At 46.1% G+C, this 16737-nt stretch carries 13 protein-coding genes; 8 read left to right on the forward strand and 5 right to left on the reverse strand.

What is annotated here, in order from left to right:
- Positions 1-232: 232 nt before the first annotated feature.
- From gcvT to LS482_RS21310, 4 genes are all read left to right on the forward strand, one after another.
- A complete protein-coding gene (gene gcvT, locus LS482_RS21295; protein ID WP_233029616.1) occupies positions 233-1315 on the forward strand; it encodes a glycine cleavage system aminomethyltransferase GcvT in 1083 nt (360 codons plus the stop codon).
- A gap of 7 nt (positions 1316-1322) precedes the next feature.
- Positions 1323-2234 carry a glutaminase gene (locus LS482_RS21300; protein ID WP_233029617.1) on the forward strand — a complete coding sequence of 304 codons (912 nt, stop codon included), beginning with the start codon at positions 1323-1325 and terminating at the stop codon, positions 2232-2234.
- 179 nt (positions 2235-2413) lie between these two features.
- Positions 2414-3226, forward strand: coding sequence for a sugar nucleotide-binding protein (locus tag LS482_RS21305; protein ID WP_233029618.1), 813 nt, complete (start codon positions 2414-2416; stop codon positions 3224-3226).
- 811 nt (positions 3227-4037) lie between these two features.
- Positions 4038-4748 (forward strand): YebC/PmpR family DNA-binding transcriptional regulator, encoded by a 711-nt coding sequence (locus LS482_RS21310; protein ID WP_233029619.1) that lies wholly within the window; start codon positions 4038-4040, stop codon positions 4746-4748.
- A gap of 493 nt (positions 4749-5241) precedes the next feature.
- On the opposite strand, the gene LS482_RS21315 is transcribed toward LS482_RS21310, so the two are convergent.
- From LS482_RS21315 to LS482_RS21325, 3 genes are all read right to left on the reverse strand, one after another.
- Positions 5242-6165, reverse strand: coding sequence for a right-handed parallel beta-helix repeat-containing protein (locus LS482_RS21315; protein ID WP_233029620.1), 924 nt, complete (start codon positions 6163-6165; stop codon positions 5242-5244).
- Between the two features lie 300 nt (positions 6166-6465).
- Positions 6466-7047 carry a GNAT family N-acetyltransferase gene (locus tag LS482_RS21320; RefSeq protein ID WP_233029621.1) on the reverse strand — a complete coding sequence of 194 codons (582 nt, stop codon included), beginning with the start codon at positions 7045-7047 and terminating at the stop codon, positions 6466-6468.
- A gap of 28 nt (positions 7048-7075) precedes the next feature.
- Complete coding sequence (locus tag LS482_RS21325) at positions 7076-8620, reverse strand: hypothetical protein (RefSeq protein WP_233029622.1); 1545 nt, start codon at positions 8618-8620, stop codon at positions 7076-7078.
- A 155-nt stretch (positions 8621-8775) separates the two neighbouring features.
- Here LS482_RS21325 and LS482_RS21330 point away from each other — a divergent pair, with 155 nt between their 5' ends.
- The 4 genes from LS482_RS21330 (at position 8776) to leuB (ending at position 13263) form a co-directional block, all read left to right on the forward strand.
- Positions 8776-9948: a 2-isopropylmalate synthase gene (locus tag LS482_RS21330; RefSeq protein WP_233029623.1), complete on the forward strand. Its 1173-nt coding sequence runs from the start codon at positions 8776-8778 to the stop codon at positions 9946-9948.
- Between the two features lie 125 nt (positions 9949-10073).
- Entirely contained in the window at positions 10074-11474 is a 1401-nt protein-coding gene (gene leuC, locus LS482_RS21335; protein ID WP_233029624.1) for a 3-isopropylmalate dehydratase large subunit, read from the forward strand.
- Positions 11475-11551: 77 nt separating this feature from the next.
- Positions 11552-12148 carry a 3-isopropylmalate dehydratase small subunit gene (leuD, locus tag LS482_RS21340; RefSeq protein ID WP_233029625.1) on the forward strand — a complete coding sequence of 199 codons (597 nt, stop codon included), beginning with the start codon at positions 11552-11554 and terminating at the stop codon, positions 12146-12148.
- Positions 12145-13263: a 3-isopropylmalate dehydrogenase gene (gene leuB, locus LS482_RS21345; protein WP_233029626.1), complete on the forward strand. Its 1119-nt coding sequence runs from the start codon at positions 12145-12147 to the stop codon at positions 13261-13263. The genes leuD and leuB overlap by 4 nt, the downstream gene beginning before the upstream one ends.
- A 111-nt stretch (positions 13264-13374) precedes the next feature.
- On the opposite strand, the gene LS482_RS21350 is transcribed toward leuB, so the two are convergent.
- Together LS482_RS21350 and ilvA are read right to left on the reverse strand one after the other, a co-directional pair.
- On the reverse strand, positions 13375-14964 hold the full coding sequence (locus LS482_RS21350) for an NADP-dependent glyceraldehyde-3-phosphate dehydrogenase (protein ID WP_233029627.1): 1590 nt from the start codon (positions 14962-14964) through the stop codon (positions 13375-13377).
- A gap of 455 nt (positions 14965-15419) precedes the next feature.
- On the reverse strand, positions 15420-16682 hold the full coding sequence (gene ilvA / locus LS482_RS21355) for a threonine ammonia-lyase IlvA (protein ID WP_233029628.1): 1263 nt from the start codon (positions 16680-16682) through the stop codon (positions 15420-15422).
- Positions 16683-16737: the final 55 nt, after the last annotated feature.

The raw sequence follows: 16737 nt of genomic DNA on the forward strand, positions 1-16737 counted from the left end.
CCGCGTAGTGTCCATCAATCTCCTGTCAATCCTTTGCCATACACTAACAATTGTCAGCACCCGATAACCGAATAACCCGTCAACCAGATAACTTCCCCCCACTTTCCTTTACTACTCTCCATTTTTTGAATATTTTAGCAGCGCTTTTCCCGCGCCGGGTTACCCCGTTGCCGGACGGGCAGGCACAGATCAGTAAAACATGTATACACACTAACACAATTATACACGAACTATGAAGAACACAGCACTGACCGATGTACATACCGCCCTCGGGGCCAAAATCGTTCCTTTTGCAGGATACAACATGCCCGTACAATACGAAGGGGTTAACGCAGAACACGAGACCGTAAGGAACGCCGTCGGGGTTTTTGACGTAAGCCATATGGGCGAATTTATCATCAGCGGTGACAAGGCCCTCGACCTTATTCAGAAAATCTCTTCCAACGATGCCGCCAGGCTCACCATCGGCAAGGCACAGTACAGTTGCATGCCCAACGACAAGGGGGGCATTGTGGACGACCTTATCATATACCGCCTCGGGGAAACCGAATACCTGCTGGTGGTCAATGCCGCCAATATCGAAAAAGACTGGAAGTGGATCGAATCGCACAACACTTTCGGGGCCGATATGAAAGACGTATCAGACCATTATTCGTTACTCGCCATTCAGGGACCGAAAGCTGTTGAGGCCATGCAGTCCATTACCCCGGTCGATCTGGCGTCAATACCTTTCTATCATTTTGAAACCGGAGAATTTGCCGGAGTACAGGATATCATTATCTCGGCCACCGGGTACACAGGCAGCGGAGGCTTCGAGATTTACTGTAAGAACGAAGACGCAAAACAGGTTTGGGATAAAGTGTTTGAAGCCGGGGCCGATTTTGGCATAAAACCCATTGGCCTTGCCGCAAGGGACACCCTGCGACTTGAAATGGGATACTGCCTGTACGGAAATGATATTGACGACACCACATCGCCCATCGAGGCCAAACTGGGATGGATCACCAAGTTTACCAAGGACTTCGTAAACGCCGAAGCACTCAAAAAACAGAAAGAAGACGGCCCGGAAAGAAAACTGGTGGCCTTTGAACTTACCGAAAAAGGCATTCCGAGACAAGGCTATGACATTGTAGACGGCGAAGGCAGTAAAATAGGAAATGTTACCAGCGGTACCATGTCCCCTTCCCTCGGAAAAGGTATCGGCATGGGCTATGTGCCTGCCGAAGTGGCCAAACCGGGAAACACCGTTCACATACAAATACGAAAAAAGGCCGTACCCGCAACCCTGGTAAAACTGCCTTTCTATAAAAACTAACAACACTATGGAGTACCAGCGTATCCTGGAAGAAATTCACGCCGCCCTGAAGGACGTCCCGCAAAAAGGGATGGTAGCTTCCTATATCCCGGAACTCCGGAAAATAGATGCCGACCGTTTCGGGCTTTACCTCCTTACGCTGGACAAACAGGAATTCGGTACGGGACATTTTGATACTCCCTTTTCCATACAAAGCATCTCCAAGGTGCTCTCCCTGGCCAGGGCACTGGAATTTGTAGGCACCGACCTCTGGGAGCGGGTGGATGTGGAGCCATCGGGGAACCCGTTTAACTTCCTCACGCTCCTGGAGCTCGAAAGGGGAATTCCCCGCAACCCCTTTATCAATGCCGGGGCCCTTGTGGTAAGTGATGTGCTCCTCTCCCACTTTGACAATCCGAAAGAAGATTTCCTGAATTACGTCAGGGAACTTGCACAAGACGGTTCAATTTGTTATAATGAAGCTGTGGCCGCTTCCGAAAAAGCTACCGGCTATCGCAATGCCGCGGCGGCCAACCTGTTAAAAGCCTTCGGGAACATGCACAACAAGGTAGAAGACGTACTGGACTTCTATTTTTACCAGTGCTCCCTTTCCATGAGTTGCAGGCAACTGGCCACAACGTTCTATATGTTTGCCAATTCGGGAAAAAATGCGGGCGGCAAAACCTTCATCTCCCCGAGTCAGGTAAAAAGGATAAACGCCGTGATGCTCACCTGCGGGTTTTACGACGAGGCCGGAGAATTTGCCTTCGAGGTCGGCCTCCCCGGAAAAAGCGGCGTGGGCGGAGGCATTGTAGCCGTACATCCCGGGAAGTATTGTATTTCCACATGGGCCCCGGGGCTGAACGAAAAAGGAAATTCCCTGCTGGGCATGCAGGCATTGGAAATGTTTACAACAAAAACAGGATATTCCATATTCTGACACCGATTTGAAGATTGAAAAAGATTGATGTAGATTGCAATACCAATCGGGCAATGGCCTGATAAAGAAAATTAACGTGAAACGGATACCACCACCGGTTACCGGAAGTGCATACCGCCACCTGAAAGACCGGCCTGCCGGCAGGGAACAGGTAACCAGAACCGTAAACCATTATTGTTTTGAGAAGGATATTGATATTAGGAGCAAGCGGATTTATAGGAAGTTCCCTCTACAGGGAACTGTGCCCCTATTACGATACGTATGGCACCTATTTCACCAATACTTCTTATGTGAACAACCAGCATTTCCTGTATTTTAACCTGGAAACCGATCCGGTAGAGTCGCTCATCGAATCCGTAAAGCCCACCTGTATCATATCTGCCCTTCGCGGTAATTTTGAAGAACAGGTTCACCTGCACAAGGAAATAACCACCATCATAGCCAAACGGGGTATCCGCATCATATTCCTCTCTTCGGCCAATGTATTTGATGCGTTCAGCAATTTTCCCTCTTACGAATACGACAAAACCTTATCAGAAAGCATCTACGGCAGGTTCAAAATAAAGATAGAAAACATGCTGCTGCGGCTGCCTGTGTGGCAATACGTTATAGCCCGGATGCCCATGGTATTCGGACCAAAATCGCCCAGGCTTAACGAACTGAAGCAATTTCTCGAAAACCGTGAGGCCTACGAGGTCTTTCCCGACCTGGTGATGAACGTCACCGCTGCCGACAAGGTTGCGCAGCAGGTGCATTATCTCATCAACAGGCACAAGTCCGGCATCTATCACCTCGGAAGCCGGGACCTCGTCCACCACAACGAATTTATACGGGATATCAGTCAAGAGCTCGGATACAAAAAACCGCTTTTCAAAAATGTATATACCCGCAATACCGACAGGTTCCTCGCCGTGCTCCCCAAAGACAACAAATTGCCGGAGCAATTCCAGATCGAGGTCCGTGATGTCATTAACAGTACGGTCCTGCGCTGATCTGCCCTCCGGAAACCTGGCGGTTATATCAGAAAACAAATCGGACTCACGGTAAAATAAGCCCATCACTCCCCGAAGTACCCGGAATACAACCCAAAGTAAGCCCTCCGCATACAAAAGTAAACAGCCCCCGTTAAAAAGAGGATACCCCCCGGCTGACAGCAGCCTCACCCCGTACAAAAGTTCAAAGAAAACACTACAAAGTACCCGGAATACACAGCAAAGCTCCCCCACCCCTTACAAAAGCTTCCTCGCCCCGGGTACGAGCATATTGTCCCCGTTTTAAGTTCTGGTTAACAGGTTATTAAGTTGATTGAGTTATTGAGTTAAAAGCAAAAAGCTCCTCCTTTCAGATAAAGGGAAGTATCCGGACTGACGTTTGTACGGAGGGTTTGAAAACCCGAACCACAGCAAAAAACACAAATACAAGGGAACAACGCAATAACACATGAACCTATTACCCCAATAACCGAATAAATTTCTCCCATTTTTAACACGCCACAAAGTTTATGCTGAAGATCAGACTACAGGGAATTATAAGGCGTAAAGGATTGAGATAGATCGATAGAAGATTGATAGGAGATTGAAGGAGGCTAAAAATCAATCTTCTTCAATCTACCCACGTAGTCCTCATCAATCTCCTGTCAATCTTTTGTTATGCCTGATAAGTATCAGCACTCAATAACCGTATAACAAACACCCGTTTTTATCCAAAACCGAAAAAGACAAATTGGACAATACCACCGAACTTTATATTTTTGTACATTACACCGGAAGAAATACAAAAAACATCTAATAACGAATACTATTTATGGGAAGAGCTTTTGAGTTCAGGAAAACGCGGAAATTAAAAAGGTGGAGTGCCATGGCCAAAACCTTTACCCGCCTGGGCAAGGATATTGTGATTGCAGTGAAAGAAGGTGGCCCCCACCCGGAGACCAATGCGCGATTGCGGGCCATAATACAAAATGCCAAGGCGGCCAACATGCCCAAGGACAATATAGAGCGCGCCATAAAAAGAGCTTCCGACAAAAACACCGAAAACTATAAAGAAGTCCTTTTCGAAGGCTACGGACCTCACGGGATCGCCGTCCTTGTCGAAGCTGCCACAGATAACAACAACCGTACGGTAGCCAACATACGAAGCTACTTTAACAAGTGCAACGGCAACCTGGGCACCAGCGGTTCTGTGGAATTCATGTTCGACCATACCTGTAATTTCCGCATCAATGGCGAAGGAATTGACATTGAAGAACTGGAACTGGAAATGATCGATTTCGGGGCCGAAGAAGTCTTTGAGGATGAAGACGGAATTCTCATCTATGCCCCTTTCGAAAGCTTCGGCGCCATTCAGAAGGAACTGGAAAGCCGGGATATTGAAATCCTCTCTTCAGGATTTGAAAGAATCCCCCAGGTCACCAAAAAGCTGGAACCCGAACAGGTGGCCGATATTGAAAAATTACTGGAAAAGATCGAGGAAGACGACGACGTGCAAAATGTTTATCACACTATGGAGGAATAGCCCGGAGCATTGAAAATTAACACGTTCATTATAACAAAAGCCATCTGTTTTAAAACAAGATGGCTTTTTATAATACAATCAGATGAGTACCTTTAGAAACTGTCTGAATCTTTAGTATACTGATTTGAACAGCGCTCAAAATCACAATCGGATAGTCATTGCGAGAAGCCGACCGAAGGATGCAAAGCCTGTCCTGAGCCCCGCCGAAGGGTGACCATCTCCTCAGGCAAGCAACTACTCCAAAGACATGCACAAACGGCCGGGAGGCTGCCGACGCTTCGCCGGCAGTGACCTGTTTTTGATAACATAATTATTTACAACAGCACAAAACAACTGTCACCCCGGGCGGAATCGAGGGGTTTCTGGCTTACCAGGGCATCTCTACTCCGCTCGGGGTGACAGAAGGTGTCATTACCATTTATATGGTTAACTAAATATTACCTGATGCAATAACGATTTATACTGGTATTCCGAAAAAAATTCAGACAGTCTCTTAATATATTCTTGTAAAAAGGCCTTTCACATTTCCATAACCTCCGCTTCCGGTTATGGTAATATGCCCTGTATTTCCATTTCCGTCATACCCCCAGGCCTGATTATTTATTGCCGAATTATTTGTTACCGTATGCGGAACAGATTGCCCTGCGCTGCCTAATTTAAAACCATTTCCGTCTCCGTTTGAACCATATCCGTTATTACTGGCCGTACAACCTCTGATTGTTACCGTATAAGGCTGGTCATATAAATCCCAGCCATCGTCAGAATTGTGATGTGCAGTACAATCTTCAAATACATTATTTTTTCCTGCCGACAATTTACAAGCATATCCATCTGCATTTTCCCCGCCATTCTGAGGATCATAATTATCGTTTGAATAACACTGCCTGACATAATTATCATGGCTCCCGTTATAAATTTGCAAACCGGAATCCCCATTGTAGGAAGTTGTTACGTTATATACATAATTATGACCTCCGTGCTGAAATACGATCCCGCAATCAGGAGCATTTCTTATAGTCATATTAGTAATATTCCAGTAACTGCCATTTACTTTAACTCCCCAACTACCCGAAGGTTGATTAGAGCAGTTTAAAACTCCCCCGGTGATATTAATTTTTGAACTTGAAGTTCCGCTTCTGGCCAATTCCAGTGTTTGTGTTAAGTATATCGTTCCGTTAATGGTAATAATATCTCCCGGATTAGCCGAGGAAACCGCCGATCTTAAATCCGCTTCAGTAGCCACTGAAATTGATCTGGCAGAAGTGGTTTCCTTTTCTTTTTGAGAAGTCTCCGGTTCGGTAGAAACAACCTCTTCCCCTGAAGAAGTATTCGGTTCGGGAATAAAGGTGTCTTCTTTTTCACATGCAAAGAATGTTAAAATTCCAATCAGTAAGATGAATTTAATTTGGGCTTTCATAATAAAAATGTTTTTGGTTAATTTATTTAATAATCATCTTGATTATTTATTTTAAAAACAATAAGTCATTATTACATCCTTTAAAAAAACTAATAATGTTATCGTTTTATAATTTAGATTTCAATTTTACACGTAAGTAATTAACCACGAATATTGATAGTTTTTACTCCTACATTTGTAAAACTATAAATAAATTAACATCAAAACAAGAAAAATGCAATCGATTACAGGAAAATATTATAAAAACCCGGTAAATTCTGTTCTTTTAACTCAGACACTTTAAAGGGACAGTCTCCATTTTTAATTTTCAAAAGCCCAGTCCATCACAAAATCGTCCATGACGTAGCCGTTACCGATAGGAATGACCTCTTCGGCCGTCTTTTTAAAGCCCGTCCTTTCATAAAAGCCTATAGCCGGGTTATACTTGTTTACATTAAGGGAAAGTACGGTATCGCCCGCTTCCCTTGCCACCGCCACACCCTTTCGGATAAGCTTTTTCCCGACCCCCTTGCCCTGGGCTTCAGGTAAAATATAGATTTTGTGTATTTTCGTTTTTGAAGTGCTCTGATACCCTGTTTCACATCCCATAAAACCGAGGTAAACATCGCCTTCCCCCGCCAGGAAAAAGCGGTGCCCTCTTTCCGTCAGTTGTTCGGTAAGGGAAGTTGTACTGTACATCATTTCCAGCATATAGGCAATCTGCTGTTCTGTCAGGATATCCTTAAACGTATCGGGCCAGGTACGGTAAGCGATCTGCTGAATGAGCGGAACATCCCCGGCAAAAGCTTCACGAATTTCTATCATGGATTTGGTTGTTGGATCTCCCCCGCTTTCGGTATCTCTTTCCGAAGGGGGAGAAATTGGTCGTCTTTTATACGTCATCTCACCATCAAATTACCGCATTGGCACATTATCGCACCAGTTTGCGGGCTTTTTCCTCTATGATCTGCCCCACGGGCTTGTTCTCAATCTTGCTTTCCAGCCAGGAAATAATATCCAGGTAAAGGAATGCCCTTCTTTCATAAGGGTCGTTGTCCAGTTCCTTGAAACGCGCGTGCAGTTTTCTGAACTCCCCTTTCAGCTCGTGCGGATAAATATTCCCGAGGTTTCGAAGGAATTTGATCATTTCTTTCTGAACCTCGTGCAGGTCGTTCATTTTCAGCAAGAATTTATAGGTGCTTTTTAGCTGCACATCGAGGTGATAGTCCATTCCCGCTTCGTAATGGGCCACCAGGCTGAGCACACGGGAAAAACACATCAGGTCCTCACGCATGGTAAGGTTCTTGTTGTCGATGATCTTTTTCAGGTAGGCAATACACATCCTGTTGTCCCCCGCTCCGAAATACATACTGGCGATCTTGTAATAAAAGACCATGACGTGGTGTTCGTCTATCCTGTCGCGGTGTTCCTTCAGCTTTTTCAGGATGTCATCCACCAGTGACAGCCCTTCCTTAAAGGAACCTTCTACAAAATGCAGGTTCAGTTTGTTGGTATAGATGTAGAGAAAGGAAAGCGACAATACATTATCGTTCTTGGGGAATGGTTTGGAAGCAATGACCGTTTCGAGTTTATTCAATACCACTTTAAACTGGGTTTTGTACTTCAGCATAAAGAGCGACTCCATCAGGTAGTTGTTCGCCTTCAGGTAAAACACCGGATTGAGGTAGATCATCTGTTCGTTCTCGTAGAACAGGTCTGTGAGCTTACTGGCATATTTAAAACAGGAAAGGAAATCCTGCGTAAGGAAACTATACCAAAGGTGGGCCTTGTACAACCACAGCCTTTCACGAAACCCCAGGTTTTCCAGCTTGCATTTGGGCAGACGGGAATGAAAGTATTCCGTAATACGCCGGTTTTCTTCATCACTCTTCACATAGCCCGATTTGAGTAAAATACCGTAAAGTTGCAGTGAAAGGTTAGACAGCCGGCTGGCAATAACATTTTGCATGCTCAGCTCCTTGGCCTGTACGGCAAGTTCATCGGCCCGCCCCACTATACTGCGGGTGATATACTGGGTTTCGATAATTTTTTCAAACTCCACGATCTCGTAAGCTATGTTCTTTTCCTGGTTTTCTATGGCAAGGGCTTTCGCCTTTTCCAGTATTTTAAGGCTTTGCCTGTATAACCCCTTGTGATAAAGTATGGTGGCGAAATCCAGCTGTTCGCGGACCTGTATCCTTACATTCTGGTTTACGGGATTCAGGCGGAGGCTCACCAGCACCTGTTTATACAAATGCGCCTTGAGGTTAGATAACTGTTGTTTTTTAACAATACCGCTTTTCAGGATCTCCCTTTCATTATAATCGTGCATTTTGTCCAGCAGGTTAAAAAGAGCCAGGAATTTGGCATCGGCGTTAACGCCTAATCGGTTAACATACAGTTTGAATTGTCTCTTTTCAGACTTGGAAAGGGATTTAATCAAAACAAACAATGAATCTTTTTGTGCATTTGTCATTGTAATAAAATGGGTATTAAAAACCTAATTATCAAATTGTTAAGTTTTATATTTTTTTGTTAAGCATTGTAAAGCACCACAACAGAAACCCTTTGTTTGAATTTGCAAAATATAAATTCGTATTAGAAAAATAAAATTAAGCCTAATAATTTGACATGAGTAAAGAAAAAGTACAAATCTTTGACACAACGCTCCGAGATGGCGAACAAGTCCCCGGATGCAAGCTGAATACCAATCAGAAACTGGTAATCGCTGAGCGCCTGGACGAACTTGGAGTGGACGTCATAGAGGCCGGATTCCCCATTTCCAGCCCGGGAGATTTTACATCGGTCGTCGAAATAGCAAAGTTAGTGAAAAATGCAACGGTGTGCGGGCTCACCAGGGCGGTAAAAAAAGATATTGAAGTTGCTGCGGAAGCCCTGAAATTTGCTAAAAAGCCCCGTATACATACCGGGATAGGCACTTCGGATTCACATATTAAATACAAGTTCAAGGCCACCCGTGAGGAGATCATAGAACGCGCCGTCACCGCCGTAGCCTACGCCAGGACATTCGTGGATGACGTGGAATTCTATGCTGAAGATGCCGGGCGTACCGACAATGAGTTCCTGGCACGTGTATGCGAGGCTGTCGTAGCAGCAGGGGCCACCGTGCTCAACATTCCGGATACCACCGGGTACTGCCTGCCCGAAGAATACGGCGCCAAGATCAAATACCTGCGCGAAAACGTAAAGGACATAGACAAAGCCATTATCTCCTGCCACTGCCACAACGACCTTGGCCTGGCCACTGCCAATTCCATAGCCGCGGTTACTAACGGTGCAAGACAGATCGAATGTACCATAAACGGCGTGGGAGAACGCGCCGGGAATACCTCGCTGGAAGAAGTGGTGATGATCCTTCGCCAGCACCCCACCCTCAATCTCGATACCAATATCAACTCCAGGTTACTGTACGACACCAGCAAAATGGTATCTGAAGGTATGGGCATGCCCGTACAGCCCAACAAGGCCATTGTAGGGGCCAATGCCTTTGCCCACAGTTCCGGTATCCACCAGGACGGGGTGATCAAAAACAGGGAAACCTATGAGATCATAGACCCTGCCGATGTAGGGGTTACCGAATCTGCCATTGTACTCACCGCCAGGAGCGGACGTGCAGCACTGGCCTTCAGGGCCAAAAAGGTGGGGTATGAACTTACCAAACTACAATTGGATGATGTGTACCGGGAATTCCTGAAATTCGCCGACAGGAAAAAAGAGGTACTGGACGATGATATTCATCAGATCATGAATGTGTGTAAAATAACCGAAGCCAGGGCAGTATAAATAAAGGTCAGATTATAAAGCGAATAACTTAAACTAACTATAACTTAAGCATTGTAAAGCATCCCCTTTTTAACCCCCTGAACCCCTAACCTGCCCTCTGGTATGCAACTAAAGTAAAAAAACGAATGAAGAAGACATTATTTGATAAAGTTTGGGACAGCCATGTGGTCGATTCTATAGAGAATGGACCACAAATCTTATATATAGATAAACATTTAATACACGAGGTTACCAGTCCGCAGGCCTTTGCCGAACTGGAACAGCGGGATATTCCCGTTTTTCGTCCGGATCAGATCGTAGCCACGGCAGACCACAACGTGCCTACCCTGAACCAGCACCTGCCCATCAAGGATGCCCTGTCGAGGAACCAGGTGGAACAGCTTACACAGAACTGTGAAAAGCACGGTATTACCCTGTATGGCCTCGGTCATAAATATCAGGGTATCGTTCATGTCATGGCCCCCGAACTCGGAATAACGCAACCCGGGATGACCATGGTATGCGGAGACAGCCACACCTCTACACACGGAGCCTTCGGGACTATTGCTTTCGGTATAGGCACCAGCCAGGTGGCACAGGTATTTGCCAGCCAGTGCCTGCTGTTGTCAAAGCCTAAAAAGATGCGCATAAACGTCAACGGCAAACTGAAAAAAGGCGTACTGCCCAAAGACGTCATTCTCTACATCATAGCTAAGCTGGGTACCAATTCCGGTACCGGGTATTTCGCGGAATACGCCGGGGATGTTTTTGAAAACATGAGCATGGAAGGCCGTATGACCGTATGCAACATGAGCATAGAAATGGGAGCCCGCGGTGGTATGATAGCCCCGGACGAAACCACTTTTGAATATGTAAAAGGAAAAGAATTTGCCCCCGAAGGCGAGGAATTCGATAAAAAAGTAGCCTACTGGAAAACGCTTAAAACCGACGAAGGCGCTGTTTTTGACAAGGAATACACTTTTGATGCCGAAGATATCGCCCCGATGGTCACCTACGGAACAAACCCCGGAATGGGCATTAAAATAGACGGGCACATCCCCGAACTGAACGATGTTTCCTTTGAAAAATCGCTACAGTACATGGGATTTGAAAAAGGGGAAACCCTGCTCGGCAAACCCATAAACTATGTGTTCATAGGAAGTTGTACCAATTCCCGTATCGAGGATTTCCGCATAGCGGCCGATTACATAAAGGGAAAACAGAAAGCCGCCAATGTAAACGCCCTTATCGTACCCGGTTCGCAACAGGTGGCCAAACAGATCGAAGACGAAGGTTTAAAAGAAGTCTTCGAAGAAGCCGGTTTTGTGTTGCGCCAGCCCGGTTGTTCAGCCTGCCTGGCCATGAATGACGACAAGATCCCTGCGGGAGAATATTGCGTATCGACCTCCAACCGGAATTTCGAAGGCCGCCAGGGACAAGGGGCAAGGACCATACTGGCAAGCCCCCTTATAGCAGTTGCAACTGCGGTAAAAGGGGTTATAGCAGCCCCGTATGAAGAAGAAAAAGTAGCCGCTTTAGCGGATTAACGTATATTAATTTAACGTAGAGACACACGGCCGTGTGTCTCCAACGAGAAGGGATAATAAGCCCAAAAAGATTAAAAATGGAAAAATTCATAACCCATACCTCAAAGGCAATACCATTGCCCATAGAAAATATAGATACCGACCAGATTATTCCGGCCCGTTTCCTCAAGGCCACAAACAAGGCCGGGTTTGGCGAAAACCTTTTCCGGGACTGGCGATATAACAAGGACGGCTCCCCGAACGCGTCCTTTACCCTCAACGATAGCCGGTATAGTGGTACCATTCTTATTGCCGGGGATAATTTCGGCTGCGGTTCCAGCCGGGAACACGCGGCATGGGCATTGGCCGACTACGGACTAAAAGTCATCGTGTCCAGTTATTTTGCCGATATATTCAAGGGAAACGCGCTGAACAACGGGCTGTTACCCGTACAGGTCTCTCCCGAATATCTAAAGGAACTGTTCGCTGCCGTAGAAAACGATCCCGAAACGGAAATACTGGTAAACCTGGAAGAGCAGTACATTACCCTGAAAAATTCTGACAAAAAAGAAGCTTTTGAGATCGATGCCTATAAAAAATTGTGCCTCCTCAACGGGTATGACGATATTGATTTTCTCATCAGCAAAAAGGACAAAATAAAAGATTTCGAAAAAGAATTAAAACCGCAGACATGAAATTGAACATTGCACTTTTACCGGGGGATGGTATCGGACCGGATGTTGTTGTACAGGCCGTAAAATCCCTGCAGGCCGTGGCCGAAGCCTTTGGCCATACCTTCCACTTTGAAGAAGCCCTGGCCGGGGCCATAGCTATTGACAAAACGGGAGACCCGCTGCCGGACGAAACCCTGGAGCTGTGTAAAAAATCGGATGCCGTACTTTTCGGTGCGATAGGAGATCCCAAATACGATAATGATCCCAAGGCCAAAGTGCGTCCGGAACAGGGATTGCTGAAACTCAGAAAGTCACTCGGACTTTTCACCAATATCCGCCCCATAAAAGCTTTTCCCACACTCATCGACAAATCGCCCTTAAAGAAAGAGATCATCTCCGGAACCGACTTTACCATATACAGGGAACTCACGGGAGGGATCTATTTCGGGGAGAAAAAGCTGAGCGAAGACGGTACCGTAGCTTCCGACCTTTCCGAGTATTCCGAAGCCGAAATAGAACGCATTGCCCACCTGGCCTTCAAGGCCGCCAGGAGCAGGAGAAAAAAACTGACCCTGGTAGACAAGGCCAATGTACTGGAAACCTCCAGGTTATGGCGCAGGGTGGTTACCGCACTGGGAAAAAGTTACCCGGACGTGGAACTGGACTTCCTTTTTGTGGACAATGCCGCCATGCAGATCATACTTAACCCCAGCCAGTTTGATGTGATCCTCACGGAAAACATGTTCGGCGATATCATCTCCGATGAAGGCAGTGTCATTGGCGGTTCCATCGGATTACTGGCCTCTGCCTCCGTAGGAACCGACAATGCCATGTTCGAACCCATTCACGGCTCTTATCCGCAGGCCAAAGGTAAAGACATTGCCAACCCGGTGGCGTCCATCCTTTCGGCAGCCATGCTACTGGAACACTTTAACCTCAGGGAAGAGGCCGAAGCCGTAAAATATGCCGTAGAACGATCGCTGGAACGCGGTGTGGTGACTCCTGACCTGGACAAGGACAGTAAATACGGCACCAACAAAGTGGGTGATTTTATAGCTGATTTTATCCTCCATGCCGAGGATACCACCCAAGTGAACAAGGAAAACATAGAATTTGGGCAGTCTACTATTATATAACAATTTGATTTAGCTAACTAAAACTTTCCCAAAGAGAAAACCCGGCTTTTAAAAAAACCGGGTTTTTGTTTTATAAACCATACATGTTCTCTTCCTTTTCCGCTTTTGCTTTTAAAGGATATAATCGGTATTTACAAAGTTAGACGCCTTGCTGTCCAGTAATTCATTTAAAATAGCCTTGTTATACGCATTGTCTTTAGAGGCCACAAAGGTACGCACGGAGAAAGAACGCAGCGCATCGTGCACGCTAAGTGTGCTTACGGCCGAATCTTTTCTCCCCGTAAAAGGATAAACATCCGGACCGCGCTGGCACGAACTGTTCAGGTTAACCCGGCATACCAGGTTGACCAGCGTATCGATAAGCTGCGCCAGGGTCTTAATATCCTGCCCGAACAGGCTTACCTGCTGCCCGTAGTTGGAATCGGCCATGTCATTAAGCGGCTCTGCTATACTTTTAAAAGACAACACAGGGATCACCGGACCAAACTGCTCTTCCTGATAAACCTTCGAATTTTTACTTACGGGATAGAGCACCGCCGGGAAAATATAATTTTCTGTCCGCTCCCCGCCTTTTTCATTGATGATCTTTGCCCCTTTGGCCACGGCATCATCTATAAGTCCCTGTATGTAGTCGGGTTTGCCGGGCTCCGGCAACGGTGTAAGCATTACCCCGGGTTCCCAGGGGTTCCCGAACTTCAGTTCGTCCACACGTTTGGCAAATCTTTTATTGAATTCGTCCACCACATCCTCATGCACATAAAGCACTTTGAGTGCGGTACACCGCTGGCCGTTGAACGATAGTGTTCCGGAGATACATTCATCAATGGCCAGGTCCAGGTCGGCATCAGGCAGTACAATGGCCGGATTTTTGGCTTCCAGTCCGAGTACCAGCCGGAGCCTGTTCTTATTGGGGTGCTGATCCTGCAGGGCTATCGCAGATTTACTGTTTCCTATCAGTGCCAAAACGTCTATTTCGCCAGTTTTCATTATAGGAGCGGCCACTACTCTTCCCCTGCCGTAAATAATATTCACCACACCTTTGGGAAAGCTGCTCCTGAAGGCTTCCAGTAACGGGGAAATGAGAAGTACCCCGTGTTTTGCCGGCTTAAAGACCACAGTGTTCCCCATGATGAGGGCAGGAATGAGCAGGGCAAAAGTTTCGTTCAGCGGATAGTTATACGGTCCCATACAAAGCACCACACCAAGCGGCCCCCGGCGAATGTGCGCATACACACCCCCGTGTTTCTTAAAACGGGCGCTGTCGCGGTCCAGTTGCTTGTAATCTTCAATGGTATCATAAATATACTCTACCGTCCTGTCAAATTCCTTTTCAGAATCGGGCAGGTTCTTTCCTATTTCCCACATGAGGAGCCGTACGACTTCTTCGCGTCTGGTTTTCATCTGGGCAACAAACTTTTCCATGCACGCAATCCTGTCCACCACCTTCATGGTAGGCCATAGTCCCTGGCCTTTATCATACGCATTACTGGCGGCTTCCAGGGTTTCCAGCGCGGAAGCTTCATCCATATTGGGTACCTGCCCCAACAAAGTGGGACCATACGCCCCGTTTTCGTTTTTTGTCCGGATGGAAGAATACACTTCGGCAAAATCACCTTCCCATTTTTTAAGTTCGCCATTGGCCAGGTAGGTATCTTGATGTATTTTATTTTTTATCCTGAATTCGTCTTGTACGGTTTGCATATTTAAAATTAATTGATTAGTCAATAAGATTAATGTGAGATCGTGCTAAAAAGTTGTGGATAACGCAAAATTATTGCAATGTTCTAATACGGGAATGAAAAGGTATTGTACATTACAGGTTACACGTGGCAGGTTCCTTTACTTATTACGCATAGAAACGCGGAGTATCTCAAAGAAGCGCAAAGATTTTCAATGTATTTCAAAACGTTTCTTCAGGCAATACAATATCTGAATAAACTTCGCGTAACTTACAACATCTTATAATGAACAGTTCAAGGCTCCACAACCTTAAATTCCGATTTTTTTCGGTATAATTCCCGGGGCTTATAGTCCGGGGGCTTACGTCACCTGTCTAACAATACCCGTCATTTTTGGTTGTGATCCGCAATGTATCAACCGGGCAATTAGAGCAATTGACAAATTCACGCATTGCCGAACTGGCTCATTACCGGATTTTATACTAAAAACTGGAACAAATCGGGTTTATTGTTCAGATAATCCCCGTAAAAGTGCCGGGTTTTCATTCGCTCTATCAAAGGTAACAAATCCTTTTCACTTTTGAGTTCAATCCCTACCACTGCAGGAGCGTCTTCCCGGCTGTGTTTTTTAGTATACTGAAAATGTGTAATATCATCATTGGGCCCGAGTATTTCCGCCACAAATTCCTTCAGCGCCCCGGCACGTTGCGGAAACCGTACAATAAAATAGTGTTTGAGGTTGGCATACAGCAACGCCCGTTCCTTGATCTCTGCCGTACGGGTAATGTCATTATTACTTCCGCTGACCACGCAAACCACATTTTTCCCCCTGATCTCTTCCTCATACTGGTCGAGCGCAGAGATTGTAAGCGCCCCTGCAGGTTCTACCACGACAGCATCCTTATTGTACAAATCTAAAATGGTCTGGCAAACCTTACCTTCGGGTACCGTTATCATATCGTGAAGAAATTGTTTACATATTTCAAAGGTTTTGTCGCCCACACGTTGTACTGACGCACCGTCTACAAATTTTTCTATTTCGGTAAGTTCGGTATTCGCATTATTCCGGATGGACATGCTCATGGAAGGTGCTCCTTCGGGCTCCACCCCTATGATCTTGGTTTTTGAGGACAAAACACTGAAAATAGAAGAAACCCCGGAAGCAAGCCCTCCCCCGCCTACGGGAACAAAAAGATAGTCTATGGACATGTTGGCCTGTTCCAGGATTTCGAGTCCGACCGTAGCCTGGCCTTCAATGACCTTTTCATCGTCGAAAGGGTGCACAAAAGTCTTGCCCAATCGTTTACATTCGATAAGCGCCGCTTTATTGGAGTCGTCAAAAGTATCTCCTTGAAGTACGATATCGATCTGGTCTTCCCCGAACATTTTCACCTGCCTTATCTTTTGCTTTGGTGTGGGAGCGGGCATATAAATGGTTCCTTTTATTCCCAGTTTATTGCAGGACATGGCCACACCCTGTGCATGGTTACCTGCACTGGCGCATACTATTCCCCTGGCTTTTTGATCTTCCGACAGGGAGCGGATCTTGTTATAAGCCCCCCTGATCTTGTATGATCGTACTACCTGTAAATCTTCCCTTTTCAAAAAGACATTGGCATCGAACTCCCTGGAATAAGTAAGGCTATGCGTCAAAGGAGTGTTGACTGCAACCCCCTTCAGGGTCTTTGCCGCTTCCTTTACCTGTTCCACTTTTGGTATGTATTTCGTTGTCACGTCCATAAATCCTCAATATGTTTGTAGTTAAATAATTGCCTGTATTTTTCCGGACACAGGC

The organism is Sinomicrobium kalidii, from assembly GCF_021183825.1.
Lineage (GTDB): Bacteria > Bacteroidota > Bacteroidia > Flavobacteriales > Flavobacteriaceae > Sinomicrobium > Sinomicrobium kalidii.